The organism is Flexibacter flexilis DSM 6793, from assembly GCF_900112255.1.
Lineage (GTDB): Bacteria > Bacteroidota > Bacteroidia > Cytophagales > Flexibacteraceae > Flexibacter > Flexibacter flexilis.
Map to the genome: position 1 here is coordinate 716,797 of NZ_FOLE01000001.1, position 17,138 is coordinate 733,934.

Annotated in this window: 13 protein-coding genes; 4 read left to right on the forward strand and 9 right to left on the reverse strand. The window is 42.7% G+C overall.

Going from position 1 to position 17,138, the window contains the following annotated elements; all coding sequences use genetic code 11:
* Positions 1-80 precede the first annotated feature (80 nt).
* From BM090_RS03150 to BM090_RS03165, 4 genes are all read right to left on the reverse strand, one after another.
* Positions 81-548 (reverse strand): Dps family protein, encoded by a 468-nt coding sequence (locus BM090_RS03150; protein WP_091507178.1) that lies wholly within the window; start codon positions 546-548, stop codon positions 81-83.
* Positions 549-737: 189 nt separating this feature from the next.
* The gene (locus BM090_RS03155) at positions 738-1,094 is read right to left on the reverse strand and encodes a hypothetical protein (protein WP_091507182.1); all 357 of its coding nucleotides are present in this window, start codon (positions 1,092-1,094) and stop codon (positions 738-740) included.
* Between the two features lie 70 nt (positions 1,095-1,164).
* On the reverse strand, positions 1,165-2,052 hold the full coding sequence (locus tag BM090_RS03160) for a hypothetical protein (protein ID WP_091507185.1): 888 nt from the start codon (positions 2,050-2,052) through the stop codon (positions 1,165-1,167).
* Positions 2,033-2,266 carry a hypothetical protein gene (locus tag BM090_RS03165; protein WP_091507189.1) on the reverse strand — a complete coding sequence of 78 codons (234 nt, stop codon included), beginning with the start codon at positions 2,264-2,266 and terminating at the stop codon, positions 2,033-2,035. The genes BM090_RS03160 and BM090_RS03165 overlap by 20 nt, the downstream gene beginning before the upstream one ends.
* A 477-nt stretch (positions 2,267-2,743) precedes the next feature.
* Here BM090_RS03165 and BM090_RS03170 point away from each other — a divergent pair, with 477 nt between their 5' ends.
* The 3 genes from BM090_RS03170 to infB all read left to right on the forward strand — a co-directional run bounded on the left by BM090_RS03170 (position 2,744) and on the right by infB (position 7,910).
* On the forward strand, positions 2,744-3,217 hold the full coding sequence (locus BM090_RS03170; protein ID WP_091507193.1) for a ribosome maturation factor RimP: 474 nt from the start codon (positions 2,744-2,746) through the stop codon (positions 3,215-3,217).
* Between the two features lie 39 nt (positions 3,218-3,256).
* Positions 3,257-4,507, forward strand: a complete 1,251-nt coding sequence (gene nusA / locus BM090_RS03175) for a transcription termination factor NusA (RefSeq protein WP_091507195.1) — start codon at positions 3,257-3,259, stop codon at positions 4,505-4,507.
* Positions 4,508-4,799: 292 nt separating this feature from the next.
* Positions 4,800-7,910 carry a translation initiation factor IF-2 gene (gene infB / locus BM090_RS03180; RefSeq protein WP_091507198.1) on the forward strand — a complete coding sequence of 1,037 codons (3,111 nt, stop codon included), beginning with the start codon at positions 4,800-4,802 and terminating at the stop codon, positions 7,908-7,910.
* A gap of 85 nt (positions 7,911-7,995) precedes the next feature.
* Here the strand turns inward: infB and BM090_RS03185 are convergent, their stop codons facing one another.
* Positions 7,996-9,666: a long-chain-fatty-acid--CoA ligase gene (locus tag BM090_RS03185; protein WP_091507201.1), complete on the reverse strand. Its 1,671-nt coding sequence runs from the start codon at positions 9,664-9,666 to the stop codon at positions 7,996-7,998.
* Positions 9,667-9,925: 259 nt separating this feature from the next.
* Between BM090_RS03185 and BM090_RS03190 the strand changes: the two genes are divergently transcribed.
* Complete coding sequence (locus tag BM090_RS03190) at positions 9,926-10,552, forward strand: ribonuclease H1 domain-containing protein (RefSeq protein ID WP_091507205.1); 627 nt, start codon at positions 9,926-9,928, stop codon at positions 10,550-10,552.
* 45 nt (positions 10,553-10,597) lie between these two features.
* Here BM090_RS03190 and BM090_RS03195 read toward each other — a convergent pair whose 3' ends face one another.
* The 4 genes from BM090_RS03195 to BM090_RS03210 all read right to left on the reverse strand — a co-directional run bounded on the left by BM090_RS03195 (position 10,598) and on the right by BM090_RS03210 (position 17,136).
* Positions 10,598-11,275 carry an ABC transporter ATP-binding protein gene (locus BM090_RS03195; RefSeq protein WP_091507208.1) on the reverse strand — a complete coding sequence of 226 codons (678 nt, stop codon included), beginning with the start codon at positions 11,273-11,275 and terminating at the stop codon, positions 10,598-10,600.
* A gap of 455 nt (positions 11,276-11,730) precedes the next feature.
* On the reverse strand, positions 11,731-13,182 hold the full coding sequence (locus BM090_RS03200; RefSeq protein ID WP_177199820.1) for a glycoside hydrolase family 30 protein: 1,452 nt from the start codon (positions 13,180-13,182) through the stop codon (positions 11,731-11,733).
* 73 nt (positions 13,183-13,255) lie between these two features.
* Complete coding sequence (locus BM090_RS03205; RefSeq protein ID WP_091507215.1) at positions 13,256-15,577, reverse strand: glycoside hydrolase family 3 N-terminal domain-containing protein; 2,322 nt, start codon at positions 15,575-15,577, stop codon at positions 13,256-13,258.
* A 104-nt stretch (positions 15,578-15,681) separates the two neighbouring features.
* Positions 15,682-17,136: a RagB/SusD family nutrient uptake outer membrane protein gene (locus BM090_RS03210; RefSeq protein ID WP_091507218.1), complete on the reverse strand. Its 1,455-nt coding sequence runs from the start codon at positions 17,134-17,136 to the stop codon at positions 15,682-15,684.
* Positions 17,137-17,138 lie beyond the last annotated feature (2 nt).

A 17,138-nucleotide genomic window follows, 5' to 3' on the forward strand; every position in this document is an offset into this window, starting at 1 on the left:
TAATGATTTGATATTGAGAATGATAATGAGTTTTATTAATTAAGATTTTTCATTTTGTTTTGATGACACAAAAGGGCGAATTATTCGGACCAAGCCCTTAGCATCCACAGCGTTTTTTCTTGTTGCTTAATGTACTCGCTCAAAAGGCTGGTAGTTCCTTCGTCGGAGGCATCGGCAGCCAAACGCATCAGTTTTCGTTCGGCAGCCAACAGCGCGGACAAATGCGCCGCAACTAATTCCACGCTTTCTTTTTCGGTGGAAACGTAGCCGTTTTCGGTAATAAATGAGTGTTGCAAATACTGCGAAAAAGTGTGCAGTGGTTTGCCGCCAAGTGCCAAAATACGCTCGGCGATTTCGTCTATTTTCAAAAGAGCATCGTTGTAATACTCTTCAAATTTGAGGTGCAATTCAAAAAACTTGCGGCCTGTGATGTTCCAGTGAAAACCGCGTAGGCTTTGATAATGAAGTTGAAAAGAAGCTAAAAGCGTATTCAATTCTTGGGCGAGTGTTTCGGCTTGTTGTGATTCGATGCCGATGAAGTTTTTCATATTATTAAGCGTTTGACTTTTTCCGTTTTGATGTTACAAAGGTAGTGCATCGGGCATATATAGAGCAAATCAATAAAATTTAATAACTAATAGATTTTAACTATAAATATACCCGCCAACAAAAAATGCCTTGCCCGAAAGCAAAGCATTTAATCAATAATAAACTGTTTATCAGAGATATAACAAAAATTATGGTTTGGGCGCAACCGCCACCGAATCCGATGAAATAACGACCGAATCGGTTTTTTGGTCGGACAATTGGTGCGAAATAATAATAGAACCTTGCTCGTTTTGGGCATCGTGGTATTTGACCAGTGCCGACCAAACGCCTTGGCTTACCTGAAAATATTTAACGCTGTCCAAACTAACGGCTTCTTTGGCATTGGCGCGGCGCGTGATAAGTTGTTGTAATTGGTCAGTGGATTTGGCCAACTCAAATTTTCCGTCTGGCGACGACAAAGGCAAACGCGCAGCGGCATCATCGGAACAAGCCACCACCGCCGCACTCAGCAACAGGCCACACACTATATTAAAAAAAGATTTCATAAAAATATGAAATAGATTCTGTGGCCTCTAAGTTACTGAAAAATTGGTTTGTGGGGAATGAAATTATTCCTTAATCATTGAGGTTTTCACCTTCTGTTAGGTATTTGACAATATCAACTCCTGTTTTTCCTATTGTTTTTACAGTATCCATTGATTTTTGAACAATATTTATTTGTTCTAATGTCTTGTCATAATTCTCTTTAAGTTTTTGTACCTCATTTTTCTTTTCGTCTGAATCCGTCTCTTTAGGTTCAGATGGTTCAGGAATTTCAGGTGGATTAATCTCAATTACCATTCCATTATCAATGCACTTTGCTATGTAGGTTATATGTCCTTTCATCGCAATTCTAAGCTCATTTACTCTACCACTATCAAGTTGTTTTATAGAAAATTCCTTTATTATATCGGCAGCAATTGTATCAATGCCTTTTTCTAAAATATCTTTTTCTTGTCTTTCTATGTCTTTTTGTTCTCCAGTACTTACACCCAAATCTTTTAATTTTTCTTTAGCAATTCTAATTTCAACTATATTTTTATAAACCTTAATAATTCGCTCAACAGTAACTGCCAAACAAATTGCAATTTGGGGGCCATTATCTATAAAAAACTCTAATGAACCATTATTTACGAAGTTGATTTCAGTATCATCAACAGAGCCACTTGTTAGTTCTTTTAAGGTTTTAAATACTTTGTCCCAGTTATTTAGTTCTTTTGTTATGTTGGTTATTTTGCTATTAGTTAGCTCATTAGGCATCAATAGTCCAACTTCAAACGTATTGTCAGAATGAAAATGAGGTTTTATATTTAGCTTCTTTAAACTGTCACTTGTTGTTTTAATAAGTGAAATATATTCTGTTCGCTTTTGAATAAATTTTTGTAAGTCAGCTACTGTTTTTTGAACATCATATGAGTTTTTGTTCAGGATATTTTCTAAATTTTTAAAGACCAAAATAGTCATTAGCACCAATTTTCTCTATAATTTTTAAATTGCTCGGATTATATTCATTTACGATTGAATCCGAAAAAAACTCTTTAAGTTTATCTAAATTAGCTGAAATTTCTGTTGATTGATTTGAACTAATATTATTAGCCAAAGTATTAAGTGTTTCAGTTGCTTTTTCACTGTCACTAGCTAAGTCAAGTAAAATGTTTAAAAATTTCGATGCGTCCATATTTTATTGTTTGATTTTTATTAGCCCTGTATAGAATTACTACCTCAACATCTAAATACGCAAAATGCTCTGATATTTCGATTTCTTGGCTCAAACAAGCACCTTGCTTGCCATTCTCTTCGCAAAATCCAAAATGCTCGACAAAATTGCAAATATTTTTATATTTTATTTCTTCGCATTTCCTGCCAATTTCAGGGTTTTACGGCTATAAGACGTTTCTCGAAGACAAAAAGGGTGACAAGCCCAGCTAAAAAAGTTTTGGAAATGTTACAAAAAGCTGATAATCAAAATATACTTCCACCTTCTTTTTCAGGATTTGCGCCAAACACAAGGCCGAACTTTGACGAAGATTATTTTATATTTTGTATTCAAACAAAAAAGTGCTACCTTTGCGGGTGATAAGGTGAAATTGATTGAGGGGGCAACAAGTCCCCTCTTTTATTACAATTTTATCAAGAAGATTTTTAAAAATTCGGAATGGACTTGAAACAAACCATTGCGGACTTTGTAGCCGAAACGTTAAAAGACCCGCAATATTATGTAGTAGCCGTAAACATTCGCGGCAATGCACAAGGAGCACAAAAAATTACGGTGCTTCTCGACGGAGACAAAGGCTTAGGAATAGATACTTGCGCCGATGTGAGCAGAGCTTTAGGCCAATTCTTGGACGAAAAAGACCTCATCCCAACAGCTTATTTGTTGGAAGTTTCGTCTCCTGGCATTGATTACCCACTCAGCGGCGTGCGCCAATACATCAAAAATATAGGCCGTGAACTCAAAGTGCAATTCAAAGACGGAAAAGATGTCACGGGCTTACTCAAAGCCGTAGTAGGCGAAAACATCGCCTTAGACGTAACTATCAAAGAAAAAGGCAAAAAAGCCCGCATCGAAACGCAAGCCATTAGCTTGGACAATGTTGCGAAGGCTGTCGTGCAAATTTCTTTCAAATAATGATAACACTATTCACAAAACATTATTTCATTTAGTATAATGAATAGCAAAGAACTCATCGAATCGTTTGCCGATTTCGCTAAATTTAAAAATATAGACCGTCCTACCATGATTCGCATTCTCGAAGATGTGTTCAGGTCTATTATTCGCAAAAAATATAACACTGACCATAACTTCGACGTAATCATTAACGTAGAAAAAGGTGATTTGGAAATTTGGCAAAAATTAGAAGTGGTTTCTGACGAGTCAGAAGACATTTGGGACACAGACAAAATCTGTTTGACCGATGCACGCAAAATTGAGCCAGATTTTGAAGTAGGCGAAATGGTGGCTTTGCCCATTAAATTGGAAGATTTCGGTCGTCGTGTGGTAATGACGGCAGGCCAAACGCTCAAACAAAAAATTAAAGACCTTGAAAAAGAAAACTTATTTCAGGCTTACAAAGAGCGCGTAGGCGAAATCATTAACGGCGAAGTGAACCAAGTAACCAACCGCGAAATTATTGTCAATGACGTGGACGGTAACGAATTGTTTTTGCCTCGTACCGAACAAATCCAGAAAGACCGTTTCCGCAAAGGCGACGGCGTGCGTGCCGTAGTGCATCGCGTGGAAATGGTAAACGGCAACCCGCGTATCGTTTTGTCGCGCACTTCGCCAGTTTTCTTGGAGCGTTTGTTCGAGAATGAAGTTCCTGAAATCATCGAAGGCCTTATCGCGATTCGCAAAATCGTGCGTGAGCCAGGCGAAAGAGCCAAAGTAGCCGTAGAATCTTTTGATGACCGCATCGACCCTGTGGGTGCTTGCGTGGGCATGAAAGGTTCGCGTATTCATGGCATCGTGCGTGAGTTGGAAAACGAAAACATTGACGTAATCAACTTTACCAGCAATTTGGAACTTTATATTGCGCGTGCGCTGAGTCCAGCCAAAATTTCGAGCATGAAATTTGACCACGACGACAAACGCGTATCTGCAATCCTGAAACCAGACCAAGTATCTTTGGCGATTGGTAAAGGTGGCCAGAACATCAAATTGGCAGGCAAATTGGTGGGTTATGAAATAGATGTATTCCGCGAAAACGAGGAAGGCGTAACAGAAGACGACATCGCGTTGGAGGAGTTTGACGACGAGATTGAAAGCTGGGTAATCGAAGAGCTAAAACGCATCGGTTTGGACACAGCCAAGAGTGTACTTGCGCTCTCGAAAGAGGATTTGGTACGTCGTACAGAATTGGAAGAAGAAACCATTGAGGAAGTACTCCAGATTTTGCGCCAAGAATTTGAACAAGAATAAATAAAGCAATTGCCTGATATACAAACCGTTATTGGTATCAGGCAATTTGTTTGTTTTTATATCAATATCCCAAACAACAGCATAGCGTTGTTGGGGAAAATGCCAAATAGATTAAACTAATTATTTAATTTAGCTGTTTGGTTATGTGAGAGATAGCGTGAAGCCCGCTATAAAAATGTATGATGGGAGTTGCTCAACATTTTGCCGTTCTTCACCAAACTTTGGACAATACAAAGTCCGTTCCTTTAAATTTAATTACATTTGCATCAACTTAGTAAAGCAATACATACGCATGGCAGAAGAAAAGATGAAGAGAATTAGTCAAGTAACCGCCGAATTGAACGTGGGGATTCCTACGATTGCGGAATTCTTGGCAAAAAAAGGCATTACGATTGAGAGTAGTCCTAACGCAAAAATTTCTGAGCAACAATATGAGTTGCTGAGAAAAGAGTTTGCTGCCTCGGCGCAAGTAAAAAAAGAAGCCTCTGGTCTCAACATCGGGAAGAAAACTGCCGAGAATATTGTTATCGAAGCCGACAGTAAAAAGGGCAAAAAATCTCGCGAAGACGAGAAAGAAGAAGAAATCATGATCAAAAATTATACTTCTGACAACAAGCCAAAAGCTGCCGAGCCGAAAAAAGAAGAAACCAAAAATACTGATTCTGAAACAATTAAAGCCACTGCACCCAAAACAGGCGGTTTGAAAGTATTAGGAAAAATAGATTTGGACGCTGTTCAGGGTTCGGGAAAACCTGCCGCCGAGCAAACGAAAAGTAAGCCCGCACCGCAGCCGCCACAACAACCAAAGCAAGAAAAGCCTGTACAGGCTGCTCCTGCCAAACCTGTTGCGGCTCCATCACAACCCACAAGCAACGCTGCGCCCGCTGCTCCAACCAACAGCAAACCCAATACGCCACCTGCTGCGCCTGCCGCTCCTGCCAAGCCAGTCGTAAAACCAGCAGAACCAGTAACAACACCACAAGCTCCAGAGCCACCAAAATCAGTTGCTCCAGTTACGCCTGCGGAGGGAGAATTTATTGGTTCTAAAGCCGAAACGCTTAAAGGTCTTACCGTGTTGGGTAAAATCGAGTTGCCGACAGAGAAAAAACGCCCAGCTGCACCAAATGCTAAATTTGGTGGAAATGCGGCCTCTGACGACGACGACAAAAAGAAAAAGAAACGCAAACGTAAACGTTTGAAAGTTGGTTCTTCTGATGGTTCTGTTCCTGCTGCGGGTACTGGCAACGACCGCCCAATTCAGCTTGCCAACAATAACAGAAACAACAACAATCAACACGGCAACAATAATAATAGCAATAGCGAACGCCCTAAAGTAGCAGCCAACGGACAAGGTGGCGGTGGGCAACAAGACCGCAGACCAAGACCACAAGGACAAGGAGGCGGACAAGGTCAAAACAACACCCAAGGCGGTAATAAAAATAAGCCAAATAACAAACGCCAGCCCGAACCACGTCGCGAGGAAATTTCCGACAAAGACGTACAAGAGCAAATCAAGGCTACTTTGGCCAAGTTGAGCGGTAACAAAAATAACTCGATGGCGATTAATAAAGCTCGTCGTAAAAAAGACCGCCGTAGTGCCGATGCCGCAGCCGCTGAAGAGCGTTACCTTCAAGACCAAATCGAAGCAAAAACACTGCGCGTAACCGAATTTATTTCGGCCAGTGATTTGTCATCTCTGATGGATGTTTCGATCAACGAAGTAATTTCTACGTGTATGTCGTTAGGAATGTTCGTTTCTATCAACCAACGTCTTGATGCTGAAGCAATTACTGTAATTGCAGATGAATTTGGCTATGATGTACAATTCATTTCGGCAGAAGAAGAAGTAACACAAGCCGAAGACGTATTTGAAGACGCACCAGAAGATTTGGAATGGCGTGCACCAATCGTTACGATCATGGGTCACGTTGACCACGGTAAAACGTCATTGCTTGACTACATCCGTAAATCAAAAGTGACGGCACAAGAAGCAGGCGGTATCACGCAGCACATCGGTGCGTATGACGTAAAAACCGATTCGGGCAAACGTATTACCTTCCTTGATACACCAGGTCACGAAGCCTTTACGGCGATGCGTGCGCGTGGTGCGAAAATCACGGACGTGGCCATTATCGTAGTAGCAGCAGACGACAGCGTCATGCCACAAACACGCGAAGCCATCAACCACGCACAAGTGGCAGGTGTACCGATTGTTTTTGCTTTCAGTAAAGTAGATAAACCAGGAGCGGACACAGACAAAATCCGCAACGAACTGGCTCAAATGAATATTTTGGTAGAAGACTGGGGTGGTAAATACCAATCTCAAGAAATTTCTTCTAAATCGGGTATGGGTGTTTCTGATTTGCTTGAAAAAGTATTGTTAGAAGCCGAAATGCTCGACCTAAAAGCCAATCCGAAACGTGCCGCACAAGGTACAGTGATCGAGGCATCTTTGGACAAAGGACGTGGTTATGTAACCACATTGCTTGTACAAACAGGTACTTTGCGCATCGGAGATGTATTGTTGGCTGGTTCGCATTATGGCAAAGTAAAAGCCATGACAGACCACAGAGGCGCACGCCTCAAAGCCGCAGGGCCATCTACACCAGTACAAGTATTAGGCTTGGACGGTGCGCCACAAGCTGGGGATAAATTCTCGGTAATGGAAAGCGAAAGAGAAGCCCGCGAAATCGCCAACAAACGCGAACAATTGGTACGCGAACAATCTATTCGTACCAAGAAACATATTACCCTCGACGAAATCGGTCGCCGTTTGGCTATCGGTACGTTTAAGGAGTTGAACGTAATCGTGAAAGGTGACGTGGACGGCTCAATCGAAGCCCTTTCGGATGCTTTACAAAAGTTGGGTACAGACGAAGTTCAAGTTCGCATTATCCACAAAGCCGTTGGTCAAATCTCGGAATCAGACGTATTGTTGGCTTCGGCTTCCGATGCGATTATCGTCGGTTTCCAAGTGCGCCCGTCGGTAAATGCACGCAAACTCGCCGACCAAGAGCAAATCGAGATGCGTATGTACTCGGTTATTTACGATGCTATCAACGACGTAAAAGACGCGATGGAAGGTATGCTCGCACCGAAAGTAGAGGAAGTGATTACGGGTGTGGTCGAAATCCGCGACGTATTCAAAATCTCGAAAGTGGGCAATGTGGCAGGTTGTTACGTACAAGAAGGCAACATCAAACGTAACCACAAAGTACGACTCATCCGCGATGGTATCGTATTGCACACAGGTGAAATTGATGCCCTCAAACGTTTCAAAGACGATGTAGGCGAAGTGAAATTTGGTTATGAATGTGGTATGAGTTTCAAAAACTATAACGACATGAAACCAGGTGATACTATCGAAGCATTTGAGTTGAAAGAAGTAAAAAGAACCTTATAATCAAGGTTTTGATATATCAAACAAAAAAGGTTGCTCCCAAACGGGGCAACCTTTTTTACTTACATTCCTAATTAATCCTAAAAAATTAAACATTTTCGGCCAAGTGCTCTTGCACAATAGCCCGAATGACTTTTTTATCAATTTTTCCAACCGACGTTTTGGGCAATACCTCCACAAAAATAACTTTGTCAGGAATAGCCCATTTGTTTATATGTCCGTTGGCTACAAACTGTTGCATCGAAAATTTAATGTCTTCGGCGGTAGCCGCAAAACCTTTTTTCAGCACTATCATTGCGTGCGGACGTTCGCCCCATTGCGCATCTGGCAAACCCACTACGGCCACTTCTTGTACGGCTTGGTGCTGACCAATAATATTTTCTAAATCAATAGAAGAAGCCCATTCGCCTCCCGTTTTGATTACGTCTTTGAGGCGATCCGAAATTTTCAAGAAATTAGAACCGTTCATCGTAGCCACGTCGCCCGTATGCAACCAACCGCCATGCCACAAGTTTTCGCTTTGCTCTGGCTCGCCGTAATAACCTTGCGTCAGCCAAGGCGTACGCGCAACCACTTCTCCTACGGCCTCATCATCGTGCGTAACTTCTTTGCCGTACTCATCAATCACGCGCACGTCTGCAAGTGGAATAGGCAAACCTGTGCGCACACGTGCGGCCACTTGCCAATCTACATCTTCGATATTTTTTTCTGTTGGACTAATGTACGAAATCGTAAGCACGGGGCAAGTTTCGGACATTCCGTAACCTGTCAGAATATCAATTTTGCGTTCTACTGCCGCTTTCGCCAAGGCTTTGGGCAAAGCCGAACCGCCAATAATTACTTTCCATGACGACAAATCCATTTCGGCAGTGGCTGGGTGGCCAATCAGCATTTGTAAAATAGTCGGCACGCAGTGCGAAAATGTTGGCTGGTGCTTAATGAAAAGTTGCAGAGCGATGGCAGGTTCAAATTTACCTACATACACTTGCTTCATACACGTCATGGTTGCCAAAAACGGAAATCCCCATGCGTGAACGTGGAAAAACGGCGTAAGTGGCATATAAACATCCGAGTTACTCAAACGACCAGAACGGTCGATGTAACCAAAATTTGTGGCCAGTGCAAAAGTATGCAGCACAATTTGGCGATGCGTAAAAAACACGCCTTTCGGGTTGCCTGTCGTGCCTGTGGTATAAAAAGTAGTGGCTACGGCATCTTCGTCAAAGTCGTCAAACTCAAATTGGTCGGGAGCAGCCGCCAACAGTTCTTCGTATTCGCCAGCCACAGGCAATAATGAATTTTCGGGCATGGCTGCACCGTCGGTGGCCACAATAATTTGTTTTACGGTCTTGATTTTATCCCCAAAACTATTGAGCAAGGGCACAAAGTCGGCGTGCGTAATGATAACGACGTCTTCGGCATGATTGATCGTATAAAGAATTTGTTCGGGAGAAAGTCGCCAGTTAAGCGTATGAATAATGTTGCCCGTCATGGGAATTGTAAAAAATCCTTCCAAATAACGGTGGCTATCATAATCCAGAATCGCAACGGTTTGGCCGCCATCAAGTCCCAAACTATACAAAACGTTGGCCAGCTTGCGCACGCGGCGATTTAGCTCAAAATAATCCATTGCAAATTTGTCTTGGTAATGGATTTGGCGTGTAGGTTCGAGCTTGGTAGAATAATCTAACAAACGTTTGATTAGTAACGGATATTTAAAGGCATTTGCTGCGATAGGCATTTTTTTGATTCGTGTCATGGCGATTCTTATAGATAATTAATAGAAGAAATATACAATGAATATCGGCTAATTTAAGCTATTTTTACCAAATAATACAATATATAAACATACATTAACCCTGTATAATGTATGCATAAGCAGCTTAATACAGAATTTTATATTCAATATATCCATACCGTTACTTACTTTTTCGGTAGATATTTTAAGAAAAACGGCGTATAATTGTTCTTTTTGTTAATAGTAAATTAGAATTATTAGATAAATTGCAATAAGGGTTTTGGCAAAGAAGAAGAAATATTATGTAGTGCTAAAAGGCCGCGTTACGGGGATTTTTGACAACTGGGACGACTGCAAGGCACAAGTAGAAAATTTTACGGGAGCGCAATACAAATCTTTTGAGAGTTGGGACGCGGCCAAGCAAGCCTCGCGACTGGGGTATTTTCCTGCCGCAGCCACGCAGCAAGCCGCCCAACAAGCCAAAATCGCGGCGGCAGACTTCGACAGAGTGAGCATTGCCGTAGATGCGGCGTGCAGCGGCAACCCCGGCCTGATGGAATACAGAGGCGTGGACAACCAGACTGGCGAACAGATTTTTCATGCGGGGCCTTTTGCCAACGGCACAAACAACATCGGCGAGTTTCTGGCCTTAGTGCATGGCTTGGCCTACCTCAAACAACGCAACAGCGATTTGCCGATTTATTCGGACTCGCGTAATGCCATCGGCTGGCTGCATCAGCGCAAAGTAAAAACCACTTTGCCGCGCAATGCCAAAACCGAAAAAATTTGGCAACTCATTGACCGCGCCTTGTTTTGGCTCGAAAACAATCGCTATTCGAACCGTATTTTGAAATGGGAAACCGAACAATGGGGCGAAAATCCTGCTGACTTTGGGCGAAAAAAATAAAAGATACGCACGGGTTGTGCGTATCTACAGAAATATATCTTACAACTAATTCGTACTCACTACGATGCCGTCTTTGAGTGTGATGCGGCGGTCTGTTTTGGCTGCTATGTCGTTGTCGTGCGTAACGATGACGATGGTTTGTTTGAAATTGGTTTTTAATTCCTGAAAAATCTCAAATACCATTTTGCTGTTTTGCGAGTCCAAGTTCCCCGTCGGTTCGTCGCCAAACAAAATCTTAGGGTCGTTGATAAGCGCGCGCGCAATGGCTACGCGTTGTTGCTGGCCGCCAGAAAGTTGGCTGGCTTTTTTGTCGGCGTGGACTTTCAGGCCGAGCATATCGAGCTTTTGCAAGGCACGTTCGCGAATCTCTTCTTGGCTGTATTTGCCCAACTTGAGGGCTGGCAAAGAAACGTTTTCGGCCACCGTAAATTCGGGAAGCAAATAATGAAATTGAAAAACAAAGCCAATTTCTTTGTTACGAAAAGAAGCCAACTGGTTTTTATTCAATGATTTAAGATTAGTTCCGTTTACGAGGATTTGGCCGCCGTAATTGGTATCCAACGTAGAAAGCACGTACAACAACGTAGATTTTCCGCTACCTGATTGGCCAATAATGGAAACAAACTCGCCTGTTTCGATGCTAATGTTAATGTCGTTGAGTACTTTGAACTCCTCTGCCCCTTTAAAAATTTTTTCGAGGTTGATCGTCTGAATAATTGGCATAATAAAAATGTCTTTCGTAAGTCAAGAAAGCCTGCAAAAGTAACAAAGCTACGTTTAAAAGCCGTGTTTTGGGCATTTTTTTTGATAAAATAAAAGACAGCACAAAGTATAAAAGACGACAAAAGTATGAGGTGTGGAGAGGCGCGGGGTTGGGGAAGATTTCACACCTACGGCGTTAAGGTGTTGGCATTTCATTTTTCTACCAAGATTTCAATCCTCACAGATTTGTTAGAACCTACATACATAACTTGGTATCTCCTCCATGGTTTGTGTCTTCACAAACCATAAAAAACAACAAAAATATGTGGTCTGTGAGGACAATGGCCACCATATAAAATAAAAACCCTACCACCAGCAGCAGTAGGGTTTCTCCCTTTTCCTATTTGGAGTTACGATGCGTTAAATCATGCTATCACTAAAACCAAATTAACCTATAAAAAACACACTCAAACAATTTATTTCCACGTCAGTGTAGTTACTCCATTAGCTGGTAACACGTAGCGGAAAGTTCTTGCCCCAGACTTAAAGTTTACGGCTTTGTCGGCATTGCCTTTATTCAAGGCCACGACTACTTTAGAGCCATCAGGGTTTACAAATGCTAAATATTTTATATTTGAATCAGTAAGGCCTTCGCTGGATACGCGGTACGCACCTGGGCGAATAAATTTAGCCGTATGACCCAACAAATAATACTCTACGTTGCGAATAATTTTGCCATTGCCCGACGAAGGAATCGTAATGACTCCGCGACAATCGCCACAACCTTTATTCTTCGGACCGTGATTTTCGTCCAAAGCCAAATTCCAGTAAATCACTGACTTAGACCAATTTTTCATTGTACCCAAAAGCACTTTTTCCATGTGCCACATCAGGTTTCCCGAAAAATCTGGCGACCAATCGCCACCCGAAATCTCCGTGAAATACAAGCCTTTTTCAGGATAAGCATTATGCACGGTACTCATGGCCTCAGGCTCTCCGCCGTAGCCGTGAAAAGCCGAACCAGCCACATATTGCGCCGCGTCTGGGTCTTGGAGAATCGTCATTGGGTATTCTGGTTTGTCCCAGTTGTGATCCCACGTCAGGATTTTGGTCGTGATATTTTGGTTCACAAACGTTGGCCCCAAGTTATTTTTGATAAAGTCGCGTTGTTGCTCTGCCGACATAATCATACTCATATAACCCGCGTCGCGGTTTTGCGGCTCGTTCTCAATAGTAATGGCATGAAGCGGCAAGCCTTCCGCCTCCATCGTCTTTACGTATTTGGCCAAATAGTTGGCAAAAGCCTGATAATGTTCGGTTTTCACCTCACCTTGAATGAAACTATTGTTAGTTTTCATCCAAGCGGGTGGGCTCCACGGCGAACCCATCATTTTTACTTCAGAAGAAACAGCCTTTACTTTTTTGAGCATCGGCAACAAGTCTGTTTGTTCCTCTGCCATCGAAAATTGTTGCTGATTCGGATCAGTTTGTCCCTCTTGCAAATCGTTATAAGAAAAATCTTTAAGCGAAAAATCTGAAGCTCCAATCGTGAGGCGCAAATAACTAATACCAATGCCATTGGTCGTAAAAAGCTCCTTCATGATGGCATCGCGTTGGGCTGTTGTTAATTTTTTGCTAAACAAATACGCCGAAGAACCCGTCATGGCCGCGCCGATTCCGTCGATTTGTTGGAAATGTTGGGCGGTATCAATGGTTACAAAATCACCTGTCAGATTTTTAGCAAAGCCAATATCACTGCGCTTCTTCAATAGCTCGCTTTGATTGCCAGTCGTTACCCATACCGAAACCGTTGGTTCTGTTTTGGTTGGTTCTACGACAGCAGTAGGGCTATCTCCTCCTTTTTTGCAAGCCGTCGCCGAAGTCAGGAAAGCGGCTATCGCCAAAGCCGATAAGCATACATTTTTCATTTTCATTTCTGATTTAATTGTGGTGTTATTCGTTGCATTAGATACTTAACTATCGCAAGTATTTATATTTTATTTATTCACAAACAAAAACTGCTTTTTGGTCAGCTACTTGTACTTCAAAGTCTCCTGCTTCTACGGTTGGTTTGAGGTCGAGGCCAATAAATGCCATTTCCGCAGGGCTTAGCGTAAAGGTTAGTTTGCGGGTTTCATTTGGTTTCAACGAAATTTTATCAAAACCTTTCAAACGCTTCACGTCTGGCGTAATGCTGGCCACTTTGTCGGACAAATACAGCAATACGGTTTCTTTGCCTTCGCGGGTGCCTGTGTTGGTTACGTCCACCGAAACGCTGAGGCTCTCTCCTACTTTCAATTTGTTTTTGCTCAATTGCAAGTTGCTGTATTTGAAAGTAGTATAGCTCAAACCTGTGCCAAACTCGTATTGCGGATTGTAGTCGGCTTCGTAGTTGTACATACCTTCCGCTTTTTTCTGCTCTTCAGATGGCTTGTGGTAATACGTCGAAACCGAATTTGGGTAACGAGGATAATTGTATGGTAATTTGCCCGAAGGATTCACATCACCAAACAAAATATCTGCGATGGCATCACCGCCAAAGTTGCCGGGCAAATAGGCTTGCACGATGGCTGGCACGCTTTGCTCAAAACGGCTAATCACACGCGGGCGGCCTTCGTTAAGTACCACCACGACAGGTTTTCCCGTAGCGGCGAGGCGTTGCACCAGCGTTGTTTGCAAGTCCGACAAATACAAGTCGTTAAGATCACCTGGTTTTTCGGTATAAGAATTTTCGCCCACACACACCACAATCACATCCGATTGGGCGGCTTGCGCTACGGCTTCTTCAAGTTTGTCAGCAAATTCTTCGTAATAAGAACCCGTCATTTTGTAGCTCACGCCTGCGGCATATTGCACGTTGGCTTTGCCTACTTCGTTCTGGATTGCTTCCAAAATAGTATTGTATTGGCCAGCGAAATCTTCTACTTTTTCGCCCTGCCACGAATACGACCAACCGCCATTAAGCGTGCGCATCGAATTAGCATTTGGCCCTGTTACGAACACTTTTTTATTTTTAGCCAAAGGCAAAACGCCATTTTGGTTTTTAAGCAAAGTAATAGACTCGGCAGCAGTGTTATAAGCCGCTTGTTGGAAGGTTTTATCCGCGAATTTTGGATAATCCTTTTGCTTTTCTACGGCATTTTTGAACAAACCTAACTGCTGTTTTGTACGCAAAACACGGCGTACGGCATCGTCTATGCGTTCTTGTTTTACTTTACCTTCTTTCACCAAAGCCACCAAATTATCGCAAAATACTTCGTATTGGTAGGCAATCATGGACATATCAATACCCGCATTTACAGCCAACATAATAGCTTCTTTGTCGTTGGCGGCAATATGATCGCGGCGGTAAAGGTTTTCAATATCGCCCCAGTCAGACACAACCAAGCCTTTGAAATTTAGCTCCTCTTTCAATAATTTGGTCAAAATCTGATAGTTGGCATGCGTCGGGATGTTATTGATAAGCCCCGAATTAATCATAATCGTAGCAGCTCCCGCTTCGATAGCCGCTTTAAAAGCTGGCAAATGATATTCGCGAAGCATTTGTTCGGACATATATGCAGGCGTGCGGTCTTTGCCCGAAGCAGGCGCAGAGTAAGCCAAGAAATGTTTGAGACAGGCTGCCACGTGTTTGGCATCAATTTCCCCATTTTGGCCAAGTTGTCCTTGATAGCCTTTTACGGCTTCAAGTCCTAAAGCCGTACCCAAATACGGGTCTTCGCCGTAGCCTTCCCATTGGCGCGAAAAGCGTGGGTCTGCCCCCAAATCCAGCACGGGCGAAAAGTTCCAGCGGATGCCACTGGCGCGGGTTTCGTAGGCAGCAATTTCTGCACCTTCGCGCACCAAATTGCGGTTAAAAGTGGCCGCTTGGCCTATTTGTTGCGGGAAAAACGTAGCTCCCGCTGTATATGTAGTGCCGTGTATGGCGTCAATTCCGTAAATGATAGGTATTTTGAGGCGTGCTTTTTTGGTGGCAACGGCCTGCATTTGATTGATAAGCTCGTGCCAAACTTGTGGCGTACGGGCGCGGTTGTTGGCGGTGTTGAGAACAGAACCAACGTGATATTTGAGAATGGCTTTATTGAGTTCGGCAGTATCAAGCGCGAGCGGTTCAAAGCTCGAATAGCGGTCTTTTCCTTTGCCGATTACATCCAAAGTGATTTGTGCCATTTGTCCTACTTTTTCTTGTAGGGTCATTTGGCTAATAAGTTTTTCGATTTGTGCGTCCTGCGCATTTTGTGCAAAAGCCGTTTGGGAAAGACAAAGCATTCCAAGGGCTAATGCTTGGGCAGTAGCTTTTATATTGAAAGATTGCAAATTCATAGCGGGAATTATTGTTGTAAGAAAAATGTGTGGGGCTATTAGATACGCCAACCAAAGCCCCACAACATTTTTTAATTATTCAGGATTACTGAAATGGTTTTGGCTTAGTAGCCAGCATTTTGAGTTAAGTTAGCGTTCTTATCTCTTTCATTTTGTGGAATAGGCCACACCAATTTATTTTGGTTGATAACGTAATTAAGCGAATTACCGTTGCCGTCTTTAACCGCCTGCATTACAGGAATAGCGCGGCCAGTACGTATCAAATCAAACCAACGATGTCCTTCGAAAGCAAGCTCTAAACGACGTTCTTTTTCGATAGCCAAACGCATATCAGATTGTGTTGTGGCTGTAGTTGGGTTCAATTTAGCACGGCTACGCACTTGATCTACGTAAGTAGCAGCAACAGAAGTATTTCCTAATTCGTTTTGGGCTTCCGCTTTTAACAATAATACATCAGCCAAACGGTACAAAATAGTGTTAGCAGTAGGCTGAACACGCATTTTGTTAAAGAATGGAAAATGCGCCACAGACAAATATTTATCCACCCAATGTACATTATCAATATAAGTAATAGTTGATTTGGAGCGTACAGAATCTTGTTCGTCGATATACGCTTTAATCATATCATTAGACGGGTTACAGAATCGTTTCCAGTCGGTACCAGTAAACATACCAACCCCCCAGTTTCCGCCAGTACTCCAATCCTCAAAGTTAAGTTCCCAGATAGCCTCTGACGAGTTTTCGTGAGCACCGTCCCATAAGTGATCGAAGGTAGAAACTAAGCTATAGCCTTGTGATATTACTTTATCAGTATATTCATTTACCTTAGCCCAGTTGCCTTGTGTGGCATATACCTTAGCCAACATCGTACAAACAGCACCATTAGAAACAAATTGTTTGTTGGCCTGTTGTGGTAAATTAGCGGTTTCAGCTTCCGTTAGATCTTTGAGAATCTGCGTATAAACTTGAGACGCTGGGGTGCGAGCAGGATAAAGCTTAGAAAGATTTTCTAGAGTAACAGCAGGCGTTTCGTCTATGATAAGTGGCACATCACCAAAAAGACGCACCAAATCGAAATAAGCTCTTGCACGGATCGTTTTTGCTTCTGCCAAAATTTGGTTTTTGCGCGTCTGATCCATTGTAATGTTAGGCACACGGCTTATCACGTTGTTACAACGCGCAACATGTCTGTACAAATACGACCAGTCGCGAGCCACCCAAGAGTTTGTGGCAGTTACTCTGTATTCGTCCCATTCAAAACCTGCTACGTTGTCAGCACCAACATAGGCGTTATCTGACTGAGAGTCCCCAATATTATAAAGATCAAGTACATAATATTCGCCCCCATCTGTTTTGAAGAATGAGTACGCTGAAGCCAAAGCTGTTTCGGCAGAAGAGCTATCTGTGATAGCCGAGCCGCTTGTACCTTGCCCACTTCCACCTACAGTTGTATTGGAAATTGGCTTAAGGTCAAGTTGGTCAGAGCAAGACGTGATAGAACCCGTCGCTAATGCTGCTGCCAAGAAAAGATATATTGAATTTTTGAAAGTCTTTTTCATAA